Source organism: Sphingomonas sp. Leaf38 (genome assembly GCF_001421825.1).
Lineage (GTDB): Bacteria > Pseudomonadota > Alphaproteobacteria > Sphingomonadales > Sphingomonadaceae > Sphingomonas.
The window spans coordinates 142,619-160,928 of the sequence record NZ_LMLD01000009.1 but is presented as its reverse complement, the minus strand read 5'-3'; the positions used below and the strand labels follow the sequence as shown (position 1 = coordinate 160,928).

The 18,310-nt window shown below is 67.1% G+C and carries 16 protein-coding genes and 1 tRNA gene; 5 read left to right on the top strand and 12 right to left on the bottom strand.

Annotated elements, in window-relative coordinates; genetic code table 11:
• Nucleotides 1–16 precede the first annotated feature (16 nt).
• The 3 genes from ASE88_RS03060 to ASE88_RS03050 form a co-directional block, all read right to left on the bottom strand.
• Nucleotides 17–994, bottom strand: a complete 978-nt coding sequence (locus tag ASE88_RS03060; protein ID WP_056475317.1) for an AAA family ATPase — start codon at nt 992–994, stop codon at nt 17–19.
• 28 nt (nt 995–1,022) lie between these two features.
• Entirely contained in the window at nt 1,023–2,186 is a 1,164-nt protein-coding gene (locus tag ASE88_RS03055) for a D-alanyl-D-alanine carboxypeptidase family protein (RefSeq protein ID WP_056475315.1), read from the bottom strand.
• A gap of 106 nt (nt 2,187–2,292) precedes the next feature.
• Nucleotides 2,293–3,336: a lytic transglycosylase domain-containing protein gene (locus ASE88_RS03050; RefSeq protein WP_056475312.1), complete on the bottom strand. Its 1,044-nt coding sequence runs from the start codon at nt 3,334–3,336 to the stop codon at nt 2,293–2,295.
• Between the two features lie 168 nt (nt 3,337–3,504).
• Here ASE88_RS03050 and ASE88_RS03045 point away from each other — a divergent pair.
• A tRNA-Pro gene (locus ASE88_RS03045) sits at nt 3,505–3,581 on the top strand.
• 192 nt (nt 3,582–3,773) lie between these two features.
• Here ASE88_RS03045 and ASE88_RS03040 read toward each other — a convergent pair.
• Nucleotides 3,774–4,424 carry a BON domain-containing protein gene (locus tag ASE88_RS03040; protein ID WP_056475309.1) on the bottom strand — a complete coding sequence of 217 codons (651 nt, stop codon included), beginning with the start codon at nt 4,422–4,424 and terminating at the stop codon, nt 3,774–3,776.
• Nucleotides 4,425–4,597: 173 nt separating this feature from the next.
• Between ASE88_RS03040 and ASE88_RS03035 the strand changes: the two genes are divergently transcribed.
• The 4 genes from ASE88_RS03035 (at nt 4,598) to ASE88_RS03020 (ending at nt 8,382) form a co-directional block, all read left to right on the top strand.
• Nucleotides 4,598–5,416, top strand: coding sequence for a universal stress protein (locus ASE88_RS03035; RefSeq protein ID WP_055875873.1), 819 nt, complete (start codon nt 4,598–4,600; stop codon nt 5,414–5,416).
• A gap of 226 nt (nt 5,417–5,642) precedes the next feature.
• Nucleotides 5,643–7,289, top strand: coding sequence for a PAS domain S-box protein (locus ASE88_RS03030; RefSeq protein WP_235527780.1), 1,647 nt, complete (start codon nt 5,643–5,645; stop codon nt 7,287–7,289).
• On the top strand, nt 7,286–7,921 hold the full coding sequence (locus ASE88_RS03025) for a response regulator transcription factor (protein WP_056475308.1): 636 nt from the start codon (nt 7,286–7,288) through the stop codon (nt 7,919–7,921). Before ASE88_RS03030 ends, ASE88_RS03025 begins: the two co-directional genes overlap by 4 nt.
• Nucleotides 7,922–7,989: 68 nt before the next feature.
• Complete coding sequence (locus tag ASE88_RS03020) at nt 7,990–8,382, top strand: hypothetical protein (RefSeq protein ID WP_056475303.1); 393 nt, start codon at nt 7,990–7,992, stop codon at nt 8,380–8,382.
• A 1-nt stretch (nt 8,383) separates the two neighbouring features.
• Here the strand turns inward: ASE88_RS03020 and ASE88_RS03015 are convergent, their stop codons facing one another.
• From ASE88_RS03015 to ASE88_RS02980, 8 genes are all read right to left on the bottom strand, one after another.
• A complete protein-coding gene (locus tag ASE88_RS03015) occupies nt 8,384–8,659 on the bottom strand; it encodes a hypothetical protein (protein ID WP_056475299.1) in 276 nt (91 codons plus the stop codon).
• A 129-nt stretch (nt 8,660–8,788) separates the two neighbouring features.
• The gene (locus tag ASE88_RS03010; protein WP_056475295.1) at nt 8,789–9,817 is read right to left on the bottom strand and encodes an acetate/propionate family kinase; all 1,029 of its coding nucleotides are present in this window, start codon (nt 9,815–9,817) and stop codon (nt 8,789–8,791) included.
• Nucleotides 9,805–12,201 carry a phosphoketolase gene (locus ASE88_RS03005; protein WP_056475292.1) on the bottom strand — a complete coding sequence of 799 codons (2,397 nt, stop codon included), beginning with the start codon at nt 12,199–12,201 and terminating at the stop codon, nt 9,805–9,807. The genes ASE88_RS03010 and ASE88_RS03005 overlap by 13 nt, the downstream gene beginning before the upstream one ends.
• Nucleotides 12,198–13,235, bottom strand: coding sequence for an alcohol dehydrogenase AdhP (gene adhP / locus ASE88_RS03000; protein WP_056475289.1), 1,038 nt, complete (start codon nt 13,233–13,235; stop codon nt 12,198–12,200). Before adhP ends, ASE88_RS03005 begins: the two co-directional genes overlap by 4 nt.
• A 26-nt stretch (nt 13,236–13,261) precedes the next feature.
• On the bottom strand, nt 13,262–13,945 hold the full coding sequence (locus tag ASE88_RS02995) for an NAD(P)H-dependent oxidoreductase (protein ID WP_056475285.1): 684 nt from the start codon (nt 13,943–13,945) through the stop codon (nt 13,262–13,264).
• 361 nt (nt 13,946–14,306) lie between these two features.
• Nucleotides 14,307–14,873 carry a nicotinamide riboside transporter PnuC gene (pnuC, locus tag ASE88_RS02990; protein WP_055875850.1) on the bottom strand — a complete coding sequence of 189 codons (567 nt, stop codon included), beginning with the start codon at nt 14,871–14,873 and terminating at the stop codon, nt 14,307–14,309.
• Nucleotides 14,870–16,012, bottom strand: coding sequence for a phosphotransferase enzyme family protein (locus ASE88_RS02985; RefSeq protein ID WP_082463255.1), 1,143 nt, complete (start codon nt 16,010–16,012; stop codon nt 14,870–14,872). The genes pnuC and ASE88_RS02985 overlap by 4 nt, the downstream gene beginning before the upstream one ends.
• Nucleotide 16,013: 1 nt before the next feature.
• The gene (locus ASE88_RS02980; RefSeq protein ID WP_056476296.1) at nt 16,014–18,275 is read right to left on the bottom strand and encodes a TonB-dependent receptor; all 2,262 of its coding nucleotides are present in this window, start codon (nt 18,273–18,275) and stop codon (nt 16,014–16,016) included.
• Nucleotides 18,276–18,310 lie beyond the last annotated feature (35 nt).

The window sequence follows — 18,310 nt, the reverse complement described above, 5'->3', positions numbered from 1 at the left end:
AAGCCTGTGCAGGCGCTCACTGGCGTAATGTCGCGACGATCCCCGCCATCTCGAACACGGTCGCCTGCGCGTCGAGCGACAGGCCGATCGCAGCCCCCGCCAACTCGCGCGCAGCGGCGTGCGCATCGAGCGCGGCGCGCAGCGCCGGCCCCGACCGGGTCCGTGCCGCGTCGGCGATAAACGCGGGCGCGCGGTCGAGAAATGCCTCGTAGCGCGGTTGCGCCGCCTTGAGCCCCAGCGCCTTGGCGAGCTTCAACCGGCGTCCGTTATCGCGGTCGCCGTCCTGTGCGATCGCGGCGATGGCATCGTCGATCGCGGCGATGTCGAGCCCGGCATAGCGCAGCGCGCGGCCGGGCGCGCCGTCGCTCGCGCGGACCAGCGCGGCGACCTCGTCCTCGCCAGCGTCGGGCTGCAGCGTCCGGATCGCGGTCGCGACATCGCCGTCGGTGAGCGCCTCGAACCGCAGCAGACGACAGCGCGAACGGATCGTTGGCAGCAACCGCCCCGGCGCGTGGCTGACGAGCAGGAAGATCGTTCCTGCCGGCGGTTCTTCGAGGTTCTTGAGCAGCGCGTTGGCCCCGCCCCGCTCCAGATCATCGATCGCATCGATCACCACGACGCGCCGCGCGCTCATCGACGGCGTGGTCGCGAACAGCGGTTGCAGCGTGCGTACCTGCGCGATCGTGATACTGCGCGCCAGATCCTGGTCAGGCTTTTCCGGATCTTTCGGTAATCGCGCGAGTACGCGGAAATCGGGGTGCGAGCCCGCCTCCATCAGCGACCGCGTCCGGTTTCCTTCCGGAACCTCCCACCCGGCCGACCCGCCATCGGGTTCGGCCGCATCCGCCAGCATCCGCATCGCCGCGGCGCGCGCGAAACTCGCCTTGCCGACGCCCTGCGGCCCCGCGATCAGCCACGCGTGATGCAGCGACCCGCCGCGCATCGCCGCCAGAAAAGCAGCCTGCGCAGCGGTGTTGCCGATGATCGGCGTCATGCCTGCACCGCCATCGGCGCCGGCGTCATCAGCCGAAAAAGCCGGTCAGCCCTGCCCATGCGCGGCCGAAAAAGCCGGCCTCGGCGACGTCCTTTTCGGCAACCAGCGGCATCGTCTGCTGAAGACCGTCGGAGATGGTGACGACGAGATCGGCGACATGCTGCCCCGCCTTGATCGGTGCCTTGATCGGGCCGTTATAGACGACCTTGGCGGTCATCGTCGGCGAGGTGCCGGCGGGCAGCGTCACGGTCAGCGCCTTGGGCGCGACGAGCCCGACCGACGACGAATCGCCGAGCTGGACAGCGGCGGTCTCGACCATCTTGCCCTTGGCGACGATCGGCTTGGACTGCCAGGCGCGGAAGCCCCATTCCATGAAGCGGACCGATTCCTCGGCGCGCTGACCCGAGCTGGTCAGGCCGGCGACCACCATCACGAGGCGACGGCCGTTCTGCACCGCCGAGCCGGTGAAGCCATAGCCCGCCTCCTCGGTGTGACCGGTCTTCAGGCCATCGGCGCCCGCGACGCGACCGAGGATCGGATCGCGGTTCGCCTGGGTGATCGCGCTGCCACCCATCGTCTTGCCCCAGGTGAAGTCGCGCTTCGAGTAGAACTGCTTGTACAGGTCAGGATAGTTGGTGATCGTCGCCGCCGCGAGCTTGGCAAGATCGTGCGCTGTGACATAGGTCACGCCGTTGTCGGGCCACCCGTTCGCGGTGCCGAAATGGCTATCCTTCAGGCCCAGTTCGGCCGCCTTGCGGTTCATCCGTTCGGTAAAGGCCTGCTCCGACCCCGAAATGCCCTCGGCGAGCACGATGCAGGCGTCGTTGCCCGACAGCGTGACGATGCCGTACAGCAGATTGGCGACGCTGACATTCTCACCAGACGACAGGAACATCGTCGAACCCGCTGACGGACCATGCCATTTTGCCCAGGTCTCGGGCCGCACCGGCATCATCTGGTCGAGTTTCAGCTCGCCCTTCTTGACCATGTCGAACGCGACATAGACCGTCATCATCTTGGCGAGCGACGCCGGCGGCATGCGGCGATCGGCATCGCGCGCGAACAGCACCGCGCCCGACGACAGATCCTCCATATACGCGATCGGCGCCGCGGTCTGGAATTGCGGCGCAGCGGCGATGGATGGATGCGCCAGCGCGAGGGCGACGAGCGGTGCGACGATCAGCTTCTTCATGGGGTATTCCGTGAGCAAAAGGGAACTCGATCCGTGGGCAGGATGTGATGCAGGTCATAGCCCCGCGGCGCGACCGCGTCACGCCCGCGTTGCGCGTAAATTCCGCCTAACGCTCGACCGCGTCCGCCAGCAGCCCGACCGACAGCGCGTAGAAGTTCGAACAGTTATAATCGAGGATCACGCGGTAGTTGCTCGTCAGCAGATACGCGGTCGCCCCCTGCCCGTCCGGCTCGAGCAGCGTCGCCATCACGCTGTCCGCGGGCAGGCTGCGCCCTTGCGGCGTGATGCCGAGCGCACGCCATTCGGCGATCGTGCGCCAGCCGCTATGCCGTTCGAAAACGCGCGGGCAACGGGGCGATACGAGCCGGTTGCGGACCTGCGACCGGTCGAATGCTGCGGGTACGTTGACCGCAACGCCCCAGGGCTGCCCCGCGCGCCAGCCGGCATCGACGAAGTAATTGCCGATCGACGCCAGCGTATCGGCCGCACTTTTCCAGATATCCGCGCGCCCGTCGCCATCGCCGTCCCGCGCGAGACGCAGATAGATCGACGGCAGGAACTGCGGATTGCCGGTCGCGCCTGCCCAGCTTCCCTTGAGCTGCTCGCGCGTCACGCCGCGATCGAGCATCTTAAGCCCGGCGATGAACTCGCCCGCGAACAGCGATCGACGACGCCCCTCATAGGCGAGGCTGGCGAGCGACCGTAGGAGATCGAAATTGCCGGTATAGCTACCGTAATTCGTTTCATGCCCCCAGATCGCGACCATGATCGATTCAGGCACGCCGGTCTGCTGCTCGATCCGCTGCAGACGATAACGCTGCGCCTGATAGGTCTGGCGACCGCGCGCAATCCTTGCCGCATCGACATGCTGCGAGCGATACGGCGCGAACGCCGGTACCGCGCTCGGATTGGCTGCACCCGGTTGCTGCCGGTCGAGATCGATGACCCGCTGGTTCAGCGTCAGGCCAGGAAACACCGCATTCACCGTCCGCGTGCTGACGCCTTCGGCAAGCGCCTGTTGCCGAAGTGCGACCATATAGGCCTGAAATCCGGCATCGTCCTGCGCCGCTGCCGGACCACTGCCGGCCAGCATGGCGACGACGCCGATCACGAGATTGCGCAACCGCGCGGTTTTCGATGTCCCACCCATGCGAAGGCTCTGCCACAGCCGCGCCGCGATCGGAACCTCGCATCGTCGCACCCGCCGCACGCACGACCGTACCGCGCGCTCCCCGCTGCCCCCGGCAGCGTCTTTCGTCCCGCGGGATACGAAGCCGCTTGCCATACTGCGAAGGCTGAGGCTAAGGGCCGTCACAGTCGGGGAGTGGCGCAGGCTGGTAGCGCACCTGGTTTGGGACCAGGGGGTCGCAGGTTCGAATCCTGTCTCCCCGACCATCTCGTCTGGCGTTTTGAAAGGCCGGGCGAAGCGAGTTGCTTCACGTTCGCATCGGATGATCGACGTTCGCCATCGAAAGAGCTGGCTACTAGTCGCTCGGATTGAGTCGAGACTCCCCCACGACGCGTCGCGCGCCACCAACCGAACCGGTCGACGACATGACGTTCGTGGTCCGACGACAGCGCCTAACCTCAGACAATCTCAAGCATGTTCTCGACCTTCACCGCACCCGGCGCGGCCCAGGCGGTGCGCTCGGCGACCATCCGGTCGTGCGGCGAATCGACCGACCCCGTCAGCCGCACCGTGCCCCCATCCACCGACACCTTGATCGTGTCGCCGTCGAAGAACCACGAGCGGTGCAGCGCGGTCCGGATATCGTTGCTGACATCGGTCACGTCGACGCGCGGTTTGAGCGTGATGTGGTTGATCACGCCGACCACGCCCGCCAGCGGCCGCACCGCCGCCTCGGCCGCATCCCGCTCGAAATGCCAGCGTACCTCGCCGCGCAGGCTCACCCAGCCATCCTCGACCTGCGCCTTCACGCTGTCGTGCGGGATCGTCGTATCCCAGGACAGCCGCTCCACGATTGCGCTGGCGATCGCCTCGTCGCCGCGCTTGAAGCGGTCCTCTAGTTGCACCTCGATGGCTTCGACCACCGCCTTGACGCCGTCGACGCGCGCCGCGGCGCGTTCGGCGGCATATTTGGCCGCATAGCTGCCCGCATGGCCGCTCAGCGTGACGACGCCGTTGTTCGCGGTCACGCCGATATGCCCGGCGGGGACGCTGGGATCCCAGTTGAGTTCGGCGAGCACGGCCTTTTGCAGTCTTGCGTCGTGCGACATGACACTCTCCCAAAATCGCGGCGCAGGCGGTCCCGTACCGATGCGCGCAATCCTATCGACGCGGCCGTCCGCCGACAGTCTCGGGAACTACGCAGGTCCCGACATTGCGTAATTCCCGATACTTTTGTTCGCCCTCCCCCACGCCGACAACGCGGCAAGGAGGGAGAGCACGCATGACCTATTCGACCCTGATGGTGCACCTCGATGGTGGCCGCCCCAATGCCGCGCTGCTCGATGTCGCGGCCACGCTCGCCGACCAGTATGACGCCGCGGTGATCGGGATCGCGGCGTGCCGGCCGATCCCGATCGCGACGTGCGACGGCTATCTCGGCGGCGAATATGCGGTGATCGAGCGGGAGATCGTCGCCGACGAACTCGCCCGCGCCAAGACCGAATTCCACGCGCACAAACGCCTCGCGCGGCACAGTCTCGAATGGCGATCGATCCCGACGCTGGCCAACATCGCGCACGTCGTCGCACAGCAGGCGCGCGCCGCCGATCTGATCATCACAAGCGCAGGGCCTGGTTTGACCGACCTCGCGACGCATGCCGACACCGGCGACCTGATTCTGCGCGCCGGCCGCCCGGTGCTCGTCGTTCCTGACGGTCCCGCCACAGCGACCTTCTCGACCGTCATGGTCGCGTGGACTGACACGCGCGAATGCCGCCGCGCGATCAGCGATGCGCTGCCGATGCTCCGCACCGCCGACCGCGTCGTCATCGCCGAGGTCGCGATCGACCCGATCGACGCGCGCACACCGATCGACGATGCCGCGGCTTGGCTCGCGCGCCACGGCGTCGATGCGGACAAGGTCGTCGCTCGGATGAAGGGTACCAGCATCGACACGCTCGCAGCCCTCGCCGACGAGGTCGAGGCGGACCTCGTCGTCGCCGGCGCCTACGGTCACAGCCGGATCCGCGAATGGGCATTCGGCGGCATGACGCGAGACCTGTTGCTGCACAGCCGGTGCTGCACTTTGTTGTCGCATTAAGCGATGGCACGCCGCGCAATCCACAAGTATATGGGAACTCTTGCAGTAATAAACCCAAGACTAGGGATTGGCGGAACAATATTGTTCGCGATAACGGCGATCGAAGGAGTATTGGCGTATAGTGGCTAAACCGCCTAGCATGGGTCATGTTGCGATGTCGGCTGTCGATACCTCGACTCCTGGCGGATCGGAACCGTTCGCCGAACAAGGCCCATCGCTCAATGAATTGCCGCATCGCGCCACGAGCAATCGTACCGCCCGCATGATCGCGTCGCAATCTCCGCAGGGCCAATCTCCGCACGGCCACAACACGCCCGGGTCCGTCGCGGGCGGCGATGCGACGCTGGCGGAGGAGCTCGGTCTGCTGATCGATGGCGCCACGACCTATGCGATCTACATGCTCGATCCGCGGGGCCGCGTGACGATCTGGAACCGCGGCGCCGAGCGGATCAAGGGCTGGGCTGAGGCGGAGATCATCGGCCGCGACTTTTCAATCTTCTATCCCGCCGACGATATCGCCGCAGGCAGGCCGCACGCCGACCTCGCGCGCGCGCACGCCTGCGGACGGATCGAGGAGGAGAGCTGGCGGGTTCGCAAGGACGGCTCCGAATTCCTCGCGCACGTCACGATCACCGCGCTCCACGACGACGCGGGCGCGCTGCGTGGGTTCGGCAAGGTCATCCGCGACATCACGCAGGACAAGGCCGCCGAGGCCGCGATCGTGCGGCGCGAACATCATCTCCGCTCGATCCTGAACACCGTCCCCGATGCGATGATCGTGATGAACGAAAACGGCATCGTCTCGTCGTTCAGCGCGGCGGCCGAACTCGTCTTCGGCTATGCGGCGAGCGACGTCATCGGCCAGAACGTCGCGATGCTGATGCCGCAGACCGAGGCGCGCGATCACGACCAGCATCTGCGCACCTACCGCGAGACGGGCGAGCGCCACGTGATCGGCAACGTCCGTCTCGAGCGCGCGATGCGCAAGGGCGGCGAGACCTTCCCGATCGAGCTCGCGGTCGGCGAGGCGTCAATCGCCGGCGAACGGATCTTCACCGGGTTCATCCGCGATCTGACCAACCGCCGCGCGACCGAACGCCGCCTGAAGGAGCTTCAGTCCGAGCTCGTCCATGTCTCGCGCGTCAGCGCGATGGGCACGATGGCCTCGACGCTGGCGCACGAGATCAACCAGCCGCTGACCGCGATCGCCAATTATCTGGAGGCGGCACGCGCGATGATCGGTGACAGCCCCGACGCGGTACTGGCCCCGTTGCTTTCCGACGTCGCCGAGGCGCTGGAGCTGGCGGCGGCGCAATCGTTGCGGGCGGGGGCGATCGTCCGGCGGGTTCGCGCGTTCGTCGACGGCGGCGATACCGGGTTCCGCGACGAACGGCTCGACCTGCTCGTCGAGGAGGCCACCAGCCTCGGCCTGCTCGGCGCGCGCGAGGCGGGGATCGCCGTCGCCACCCACGTCGCACCGGGCGGCGCGATGGTGCTGGTCGATCGCATCCAGATCCAGCAGGTACTCGTCAACCTGATCCGCAACGCGATCCAGTCGATGGCGGCCTCGCCCGACAAAGTGCTGACGATCGCCACCGCGCCCGAACGCGACGGCTGCATGCAGATCACCGTCGGCGACACCGGCACCGGGATCGACGCCACGGTGCGCGCCCGCCTGTTCGAGGCGTTCGCGACCACCAAGGAGGACGGCATGGGGCTCGGCCTTTCGATCTGCCGGACGATCGTCGAGGCGCATGGCGGACGGATCTGGGCAGAGGGCATCGCCACCGGTGGCACAGCCTTCCACTTCACCGTGCCGCTCGCCGCCCGCGCGGACGCCTCTGAGACAGCCGACGGAGGCCTACACCGGTGACTGATCCGACCCGCATCGTCCATATCGTCGACGACGACGAGGCGATCCGCCAGTCGATCGGCTTCCTCCTCCGCAAGGGCGGCTACGCGGTCCGCACCTATCCCGCCGGCACGCCGTTCCTGAAGGCGGTCACGCGCGAGACTCGTGGTTGCGTGCTGCTCGACGTCCGAATGCCCGATCTCGACGGACTGGAGGTCCAGGCGCGGCTCGCCCAGTCGGGCATCACGCTGCCGGTGATCATGCTGACCGGGCACGGCGACGTCACGCTGGCGGTCCGCGCGATCAAGGCAGGCGCGATCGAGTTTCTTGAAAAGCCGTTCGAACGCACCGCCTTGCTCGCCGCGATCGAGACCGCGCTCGCACACGCCGCACGGACGAACCGGGAGCAGCTCGCCGCGGTCGAGGCGCGCATCAGGCTCGCCGCGCTCACCCCGCGCGAACGCGACGTGCTCGACGGCATGATGCTCGGCCGTCCGAACAAGCTGATCGCGTTCGACCTCGACATCGCCACGCGCACGGTCGAAGTCCACCGCGCCAACCTGATGGACAAGCTGGCCGCACGCAGCCTGTCGGACGTCCTCCGCATAGCGTTTGCGGCGGGGTTGGGCGACGACCCTGTCGACCCGGGCTGAGACCCTCGCCTACTACGTACAGACGACTGCGGACACGCATGGCATCCAGGGTCCGACAAGGACGCCTGATGATCCACCATCCAACCCCGCCGCATGACGGCATCGCCGTTTCGCTGGTCGATGGCGATCCCGCGCTCCGCCGCGCACGCCAGATCATGCTGCTCTCCGAACGCTATGACGTGCGCTCCTACGCGACCGGCGCGGCGCTGCTCGCCGATCCCCGCTCGCGCGCGGTCGCCTGCATAGTCGTCGATATCGGCGGCAGTGGCATGGACACGCTCCACGCGATGCGACGATCGGGGTGGCGTGGCGGCGCGATCCTGCTCGGCACCGCCCCCGCGCCCGCGCTGGTCCACGCGGCCGAACGCAATGGCGACCGCCTGCTCGACCGCGCCGCGGGCGACGCCCCCCTCCTCACCGCAATCGCCGGATCGCTCGCGGGTCGCAGGCCCGGAGGCTAGATCAGCTGGCGAGCTTCAGCGTCAAACGAGGCCGCGGCGCCCCGCGTCGCAACGCCGGTGCCAAGACCGGCAAGACCGCGCGGCGCGGGCGCGCGACCGCCGGCTCGGCGATCAGGCATGGCACCGCAGCGGCGAGTGCGCTGAGACGAGCGGCGTACAACCGCGCGAGCGTTTCGTGTGCGGCGCGCGCGCACGGCCCTGCCGCCGCATCGGCCATCGCGCGCGTGGCAGCGAGGCGGCGCTGGACATAGAGCATCTCGGTCTGGACGGCGTTCATCGCAAATTCCCCGCTGGTCCGCGCCCGCTGCCGCACGATGCGGGGTCTGGAGAGCTGATCCACATCAAGACAATATCGCGAGCCGGCCACGGAGTCGGGCATCGGAAAACACGTAATCCCCGCGTTGCGTCAGGCGAGCGTGGCGGCGTGACGCGCGATCTGCACATCCTCCTGCGAGGGCAGTATCCGGATGTCCAACCCCGGCACCCATACCAGCCCCGCCCGGATCGCGCGCGCCGTCGGCGCGTCATGCTCGCCGATTCCGCCGGTCAGCACGAGCATGTCCGCACCCCCGAGCGAGGCGATCATCGCTGCGACCTGCTTGCACACCGATCGCTCGAACATGCGGATCGCGAGGTCGGCCTCATCGGTCGCGGCGGCGCGCAGAATTCGCATGTCCCCCGACACACCTGAAATCCCGGCCATGCCCGATGCATGATCGACCAGCGTCGCCAGCGAAGGTGCGTCCAGCCCCGTCTCGCGCAACAGGTGCAGCAGCACGCCCGGATCGAGATCGCCCGTCCGCGTCGCCATCATCACGCCGCCGGCCGGGGTCAGCCCCATGCTGGTGTCGATCGACCGGCCATCGCGCACCGCCGTCACGCTGGCGCCATTGCCGAGATGCGCGATCACCAGCCGCGCGGGCAGGTCACTGCCCAGCTGACTCACGATCGACTCGCACGACAGCCCGTGGAAGCCGTAGCGACGGATCCCGCTCGCCTGGTAGGCGCGCGGGATCGGCAGCGTCGTGGCGATATCGGGCATCCCCGCATGGAACGCGGTATCGAAACACGCGACCTGCGGCACCCCCGGATAGCGCGCCGGCGCCGCGCGGATCAGCGCGAGCGACGCTGGCCCGTGCAACGGCGCGAACGCGCACGCCGTCGCCAGATCCGCCATCACCGCATCGTCGATCCGGCAATGCGCGTCGCGGTGCGGCCCGCCATGGACGATCCGGTGGCCGATTACCGTCGGTGCCGGCCACCCCTGTACCGTCTTCTCGATCGCGTCGAAGACATGGCCATGGTCGTCGGTCGTCTCGATCGTCCCGCCAACCAGCAGGACTGCCGCCTCGTCGACCGCGTACAGCCCATATTTCAGCGACGACGACCCGCTGTTGAGCGCCAGAACGACCGCGCCCGCCACTAGCGCGACCATTGCCAGTCACGCACCTCCGGCAGATCGTCGCCCTCTTCGGCGATATGCAGCTTGTGCCGCTCCATCGTCGTCCAATAGCGCGCGGTCTCGCGCGGAACATGATCGCGCAGCCGCGGAATCCGCTCGATCGCGTCGAGCGCCAACCGGTAGCGATCGAGATCGTTCAGCACGACCATGTCGAACGGCGTCGTCGTCGTGCCCATCTCCTTATAGCCGCGGACATGGATGTTCGCATGGTTGGTGCGTCGATAGGTCAGCTTGTGGATCATCGCCGGATAGCCGTGGAACGCGAAGATCACCGGCTTGTCGGTCGTGAACAGCGCATCGAACTCGCGCGCGTCGAGCCCGTGCGTATGCTCGGATCGCGGTTGCAGCACCATCAGGTCGACGACGTTCACCACCCGAATCCGGATGTCCGGCACATAGGCCCGCAGCATCGTCACCGCCGCCAGCGTCTCGAGCGTCGGCACGTCGCCCGCACAGGCCATCACCACGTCGGGGTCGGCATCGTCGCCCGCCCAGTCCCAGATCCCCGCGCCCGCGGTGCAGTGTCGGACAGCCGCGTCGATCCCGAGCCATTGCCATTCGGGCTGCTTGCCCGCGACGATCACGTTCACATAGCCGCGGCTGCGCAGGCAGTGATCGCCGACCGACAACAGGCAGTTCGCATCTGGCGGCAGATAGATCCGCGCGACGTCGGCGGTCTTGTTCGCGACATGATCGATGAACCCCGGATCCTGGTGCGACAGCCCGTTATGATCCTGCCGCCAGACATGCGAGGTCAGCAGATAGTTGAGCGACGCGATCGGCCGCCGCCACGGGATGCCGCGCGTGACCTTCAGCCATTTCGCATGCTGGTTGACCATCGAATCGACGATGTGGACGAACGCCTCGTAACACGAGAACAGCCCGTGCCGCCCGGTCAGCAGATATCCCTCGAGCCAGCCCTGGCACAGATGCTCGCTCAGCACCTCCATCACCCGGCCATCGGGGCCGAGATGCTCGTCGACCGGCTCGACCTCCGCCACCCAGACCTTGCCCGACACGTCGTACACGTCGGCGAGCCGGTTCGACGCGGTCTCGTCCGGACCGAAGAGGCGAAAATTCACCGTCGCCAGGTTGAGCTTCATCACGTCGCGCAGATAGCGGCCGAGCACGCGCGTCGCCTCGGCCTTCACCTGGCCCGGTGCCTCGACCGGCACCGCATACGCCCGGAAATCGGGCAGTGACAGCGGCACCATCAGCTCGCCGCCATTGGCATGCGGGTTCGATCCCATCCGCCGATGCCCGGTCGGCGCGAGCGACGCATACTCTGCGAGGAACTTGCCCGACGCGTCGAACAGCTCCTCGGGGCGATAGCTGCGCATCCACTCCTCGAGCTGGCGCAGATGCTCGGGATCCTTGAAATCCGCGATCGGCACCTGGTGCGCGCGCCATGTGCCCTCGACCGGCTTGCCGTCGACGATCTTCGGCCCGGTCCACCCCTTGGGCGTGCGGAACACGATCATCGGCCAGCGCGGCCGCGCCGGCGTCGCGCCCGGCACGCGCGCCGCGGCCTGGATCGCCTGGATCCGCGCCAGCGCCTTGTCGAGCGCCGCGGCGAGCTGCTGGTGGACGGCGGCGGGATCGCTACCCCCGACATAATAGGGCTCATGCCCATAGCCGCGCAGCAACGCGTCGAGCTCATGCCCGTCGATCCGCGCCAGGATCGTCGGGTTGGCGATCTTGAAGCCGTTGAGGTGCAGAATCGGCAGCACCGCGCCGTCGCGCGCGGGGTTCAGGAACTTGTTCGAGTGCCAGCTCGCCGCTAGCGCGCCCGTCTCCGCCTCGCCGTCGCCGACCACGCACGCGACCAGCAGGTCCGGATTGTCGAACGCCGCGCCATAGGCATGCGCCAGCGAATAGCCGAGCTCGCCGCCCTCATGGATCGATCCCGGCGTCTCGGGTGCGACATGGCTCGGGATCCCGCCCGGCCACGAGAATTGCCGGAACAACCGGTGCATGCCGCTGCGGCTCCGCTCGATCGCCGGATAGCGTTCGGTGTACGAGCCCTCCAGATAGGTGTTCGCGACCAGCCCGGGGCCGCCATGCCCCGGCCCGATGATGTTGATCATGTCGAGGTCATGCTCGACGATCAGCCGGTTGAGATGGACGTAGAGGAAATTCAGCCCCGGCGTCGTCCCCCAATGGCCGAGCAGCCGCGGCTTGACGTCGGCGATCGTCAGCGGCCGTTCGAGCAGCGCATTGTCGCGCAGATAGATCTGCCCGACCGACAGATAGTTCGCGGCGCGCCAATAGGCGTCCATCCGGCGCAGCATGTCGGGCGAAAGCGGGTGAGCCCTGGTCGGTGCCGGGACCGACGAATGGGTCGCCAGATCGCTCATGTCTGGCTCCCGAAATCGAGGACAACGCGCGACGCGACTTGGCCGTGTTCGAGCCGGTCGAAGACGGCGTTGATCGCCGACAGCGGCTGCACCTCGATATCCGCCTTGACCTTGCCGTCGGCGGCAAAGGCGAGCGCCTCGGCCATGTCCTTGCGCGTGCCGACGAACGAGCCGCGCACGGTGATGCAGTTCGCCACCACGTCGAACAGCGGCAGCGGGAAGTCGCCTGGCGGCAAGCCGACGAGCACGCACGTCCCACGCCGGCGCGTCATCGCCACGCCCTGGTTGAACGCGGTCAGCGACGGCGCGGTGATCAGGACGCCGTGCGCGCCGCCGCCGGTGCCGTCCTTCAGCGCCGCGATCGCAACGGACTGTCGCGCGTCGACCATCAGGTCCGCGCCCAGCGCCTCGGCATGCGCGAGCTTGCCCGCGTCGACATCGACCGCGGCGACCCGCAACCCCATCGCCTTGGCATATTGCACCGCCAGATGCCCTAGCCCGCCGACGCCTGAGATCGCGATCCACTCGCCCGGCCGTGCCGCGGTCTCCTTGATGCCCTTATACGTGGTGATCCCCGCACAGATGATCGGCGCCGCCTCGACCGCGGACAGGCCTACGGGGATGTGCGCGACGTAATTCGGGTCCGCGAGGATATATTCCGCAAACCCGCCATTGCGCGTATAACCGCCGAATTGCGCCTCGGCGCACACCGTCTCCCAGGCGGACAAGCAGTATTCGCAGTGACCGCAGGCGGAATAGAGCCACGGCACACCGACCCGATCGCCGAGCTTGACGGTGGTCACGCCCGCGCCGACCTCGACGACGATCCCGATCCCCTCATGGCCGGGAATGAACGGCGGCACCGGTTTGACCGGCCAGTCGCCGCGTGCGGCGTGCAGGTCGGTGTGACACACCCCGCACGCCTCGGTCTTGACGAGGATCTGCCCGGGCCCCGCGGTCGGCATTGGCCACTCGCGCAGGGTCAACGGTTTGCCGAACGCCTCGACGACGGCGGCGTGCATCATATGGGTCATGGATTGTCCTTGAAGATGCGGAGGATTCACCCCGCCATCCGGGTGACGATGGCGGGGTCGGCCAGCAGTGCCTCGTCGCCGAACGCGATCTGCGCGCAGGTCCGCCGCGCCTGTACCGCCACCTCGCGCAGATACTGATCGGCGAAGCGCGCGCTCAGCCCCGGCACGATATGCGCAAAGCGCCGATGCTCCTGCGATCGCATTCCGAACGCATGGACCAGATACTGATCGAACACGCTGTTGAGACCCTGGCCCTGCCCTTGCTCGTCTAGCCAGACCTTGCTCGCGGCGGAGGTTGAGAAACTGAGCAGCCGCTTGCGACCGAGAAGATCGGTACGGACGCGCCCTTGCACCGCGTCGGGCTGCACGCCTGCACCGAACACGCGTTCAACATAGCCCTTGAGCATCGCCGGCGGGGTCCCGAACCAGATCGGATAGATCAGCACGAACACCTCGCAGCCCCTGATACGCTCGATCTCGTCGAGCACATCTTGGCCGTATGAGGCTGCGATGCGGGTCGGTCGCTCTTCTGCCTTCAGGACCGGATCGAACCCGATCGCATAGAGATCGCGCAGCACGACCGCCTGCCCTGTCGCGCGGACGGCGTCGCAATAGGCGTCCGCGATGGCATGATTGAAGCTAGACGAGTCGGGATGGCACAGGATCACCGCATGCCTGCCGCCTGTCGAAACATGGTCCGTGACCGTCATCGCAAGATCTCCGTCGGCGTGCGTTACAGCGGACTCTCGAATTGCGATCGCTCGGTAGCTCGCTGCGCCATTGCCAAAACGGTCTACGGGCTGCGTCGCCGTGCGGAGACCCTCGGGAACTACGCAGATTTCGCATCGGCCGGCATTGCCGGGGTATTTGGGAATGACCAACGCCAGGGGTCAGGATCACTTGGTGGGAAAGGCGCGATCCAATCCCCCCTCCGTGGGGAGGCCGTGAACGACCGTGTCGATACTGGCCGACGGCTGTGCCAATAACGTAGAGTGGCGCCTGAGCCGCGACGAGATCCTGTTCGGCGGCCTGAAGCGCCGGTGAGCCGACTGCGTGGGCTTCGATGCAAGATCAGGCTGACGCGGACCGCGCGGCGCTGCGCCACCGGCGGTAGCCGATCACGGCGAGCCCGATCATCGCCGCGTACAGCCCTGCGGTCAGCATCAGGCCTTTGACGATGAACATCCCGACATAGAGGATGTCGACGGCGATCCAGAGCAGCCAATTGGCGGTGTAGCGGCGTGCGGTCCAATATTGGGCGACAAGGCTGAAGCTACTGAGCCCGGCGTCCATCCACGGAAGCGCGGCATTGGTGTAGCGGCTCGTGAACGAGCCGATCGCAACCGCACCAAGCGCGCCGGCGACGAGACCTGCGAGCGCGTCCCCAGGACGTAGTGGGGCGACGACGACGTCACCAGCGTCGTCCTTGCCACGGCGCCAGGCGGCCCAGCCGTACAGGATCGCGCATCCGAACAGCGCCTGCAGCACCATGTCGGCGTAGAGCCGGACTTCGAGGAACAGCTTAAAATAGAGCGCGCAGGCGATGAGGTTGACCGGCCAGCACAGCATCCGACGGGTGGCTGTCAGCCAGATGCCGGCAACGCTGACGGCGACCGCGATGATCTCGAACGCGGTCATCGCGAGGCAGCCCCAGCTTCGATCGCACGGATAAGCCCTTGGCCCGGATCGGACAGGAACCACGCGGCATGGCCGATCAGATAGCCGTCCCAGGCGAGCGCGGCCGAGTCCTCGTCTTCGACCACCGCCGTAAAATAATCGATCTCCGACAGAGCGAACTCTATGTGGACCAGCGGCAGGAGGCGGATGATTGCCGCGATATCTTCACCGTCGAGCGGTACGACCGTGGCATAGCCGGCAAGCAGCGCCAGCGCCGCGTCGGGATCGGCAATGTCGTCCGTCCCCTGCCCCAGATCGAGCCAGTGAAGAGCCGTGCGCTCGATTGCGGTAGCGATGTCATGGACCGCGCAGGTGCGGTCGGCGAGCCCAAAGTCGAACACGGTCTCGACACGGCCGTCCCGCCCCCAGAGCAGGTTGGACGGATGCCAGTCGTTGTGAGTCCACAGCGAGACCTGCCCGGCGAGCAACGGGGCGAGCCCCTGCCCCAAGGCGGCGAACAGCCGGGCGAGTTCGCGTCGCCAAGGACGCGGTGCGAGAAACGCCGCCAGAGCAGGGCGTGCAGCGACATAGGTTTCGGCCGCGGCCACCGGGTCGGCGGCGGGGAGGATGGTAAAGCTGGCCACCAGCGGCTGAGCGCGACGCGCCGGTGCGGAGAAACTGCGTGCTGCCTCGTGCAGCGTCGCAAGCGCCACCCCAGCGGCATGCGCATGCGCGTGCGACGCGAACGGCGTCCACGACAGGCTGTCGCGGTACAGGTCCGCGCCTGGTGCCGCACGGTGCAGTTCGTACGACCATGCGACGCTCGCCACCGCCGTCGCGCCGTCCGCGGTTACCATCACCTCGGGCACCGCCAGGCCTGCGCCGGCAAGGTGCGCGATGAACGCATGTTCCTCGGCGAGCCCCTCGGTCGTGCGAACACCGCGCGAATGGCGTTTCAGCAGGAACGCGCCCTGCGTCGTGTGTACCAGCGTCGCGGCGGAGAATGGCCGCGGGGAATGCCAGTGCTGGCCGGTCATCCGCCCCGCCGACGGAAAACGTGCGATCACCGCCGCGGCTTCCTCCGCGGTGATCGCGGGCCAGGTCGGCGCCTCCATCGCGGTGCCCATGCCGTGAACGAGGTGGGCAGGCTCAGTCGCCACCTCAGAATGCCCGCGAGATCGTCGCCATGACCGCCGCACCGCTGCCGACATAATAGGCCGGGGGGGCGCCCGCGATGACCGTACCGTTGCGTCCGATCGTGTCCCGCGCGTTCGTGCTGACCGACTGCACGCCGGCCAGAACGTGCGGATCGGTGACATTGATCGCGTTGACGCGCAGGTCGGTACGCTTCCCGTCGAGCCAGTCGGCGAGATGCATGCCGACCGACAGGTCGAGCGTTGCATACCCCTTGATCGACTCGTCGTTCATGAAGGTCGCATATTGGCTGCCGATATATTTCGATGCGACGCTGCCGAAGAACCGGCCATCGTCATAGGTCCCGCCGGCGCCGAACTGGACGGTCGGGCTCGACACCGCGCGGCGCCCGCTGGTCGGCAGGAAATCCGCACCGACCGGCAGGTCGTCGTTGATCCGGGCGCGCAGATATTCGCCGGAAAGGTAGAGGCTGACACCAGCGACCGGGCGGTAGTCGATCTCCGCATCCACGCCGTACGAGGTCTGTCCGCCAGCATTGATCGTGGCGTTCACCTGTGCCCCGCCCTGGTCGACCACGGTCGCGAGTTGGCGGTTGCGGAATGTGTAATGAAAGCCCGTCGCCGAGACGGAGAGCTGCTCGCCGATGAAGCGGTAGCCGATCTCCTGCGAGACCGAATATTCGTTCTTGAGTGCGTTCGTCCCCTGCACGACCACCGCGCCACCGGCGTAGCTGTTGTAGAGCGTGAATTCATTGGGGGTGCGGAAGTTGGTGGTGATGTTGGCGAACAGCTGCTGGCGGTCGTCGAGCCGGTAATGGATCGCCGCGCGGGGCAGCGCCGCGAAGCTGTTGTTGCGCACTCTGTTTTGCGGCCCGGGCAAATAGTTATGCCCATTGCGCAGCACGGTCACGCCCTTGAATCCGGCGTCGACCGTGAGCCGCGGCGTCAGCGCGATGCTGTCGGCAAGGAAGAAGGCCTTCGTCACGGTAACGGTGCGCTGGTTCTCATAGGCAAGCAGGCGGCCATCGGCGGTGCGGATCGCCTTGGCGCGATAGCCCCAGCGATCGACCGGCTGCCCGTCCGCATCGATCGAGGTGTATGATTGCGTGACACGGTCTGTGCCGTAGTCGAACCAGAGCCCGGCCGTGAGCGTGTGCATGCCGCTGTTCAGCGTCAGCTTGCCGACGTTGCCGACGCGCATCTGATCGCCGGTATAATTGCCGAGCACGGTCGCCATGCCATCGACCGCGCCGGGGAGGGTAATCGGCTGGGTCAGTTCATCGGTGCCGAGAAAATTTCCCTCGGTGGTCAGCTGTGTCCCGTAGGGCGAGTTGCCGTAACCAAATTGAAGATAGGTAGTGGTGTCGAGCACCAGCCGGTCGGACAGAACCAGGTGGACCGGCGCGGACGCGTAGAGATTGCGGAAGGGTGCACGGTACAGACGCCAATAGTTGGTATTCCCGGCGGTGTAGCGCGTGTCGTAGTTAAAATTGCGACCCCGCGCGGTCCATTCGGCAAGCGTCGGGCTGGGGTAACTCGACGAGTTCGCGTCGTTATACGACAGCGCGAGGCTGGCGCGGTTGCCGGCGCCCCATTCGTTGAGCAGCTTCGCGTCGACATGCTGGCGCGTATCGTAGCCGGCACCGCGCCAATTGTCGGCGCGGGTGTTCGAATAGGACAGGAAGGCTTTCAACCCGGTATTGCCGATGGTGCCGCTATCGACGCGGAAAAAGCCGCGCCGCGCCGCATAGCTACCTAATGACAGGTCGACGAGCGCGCCGGGACGCGCCTTCGGATCGTCGAGCGCGAGCGACAGCAGCCCGCCGGCCCCGCCAAGCGTCGGTGAGTCGATATCCACCGAGCCTTGCGCCAGCGAAATCCGCTTGAGGTTCTCGGGATCGGCGAACTGCGATGGGTAGGCGTAGTAATAGCCGATGTCGTTCTGCGGCGCGCCCTCCATCAAGACGCCGATCTCGTCCTGGCCAAGGCCGCGCAGCGTCAGGCTGGAGCTGGTCGAGAGGCCGTATGGATCGCTCGACGCGACATTGGCGCCGGGGAGCAGCGTCACTAACTGGAACGCGTTGAGAGTCGGCGCCTGTTTTACGATGAAGTCGGCGGAGATCGCGCTCTGCGCACGCGGCACCTTCTGGTCGGGGAGCAGACCGGCGGGGTCCTGTTTGCCGACGACGCGGATCTCAGTCGGCGCGTCTGGGTCAGCGGCGACCTGCGCTGCGGCCGCGGATGTGATGAGCGTGGCCGAGAGCGCCATAACGACAGCATGCCCCCGCGCCCGATGCTGCGACG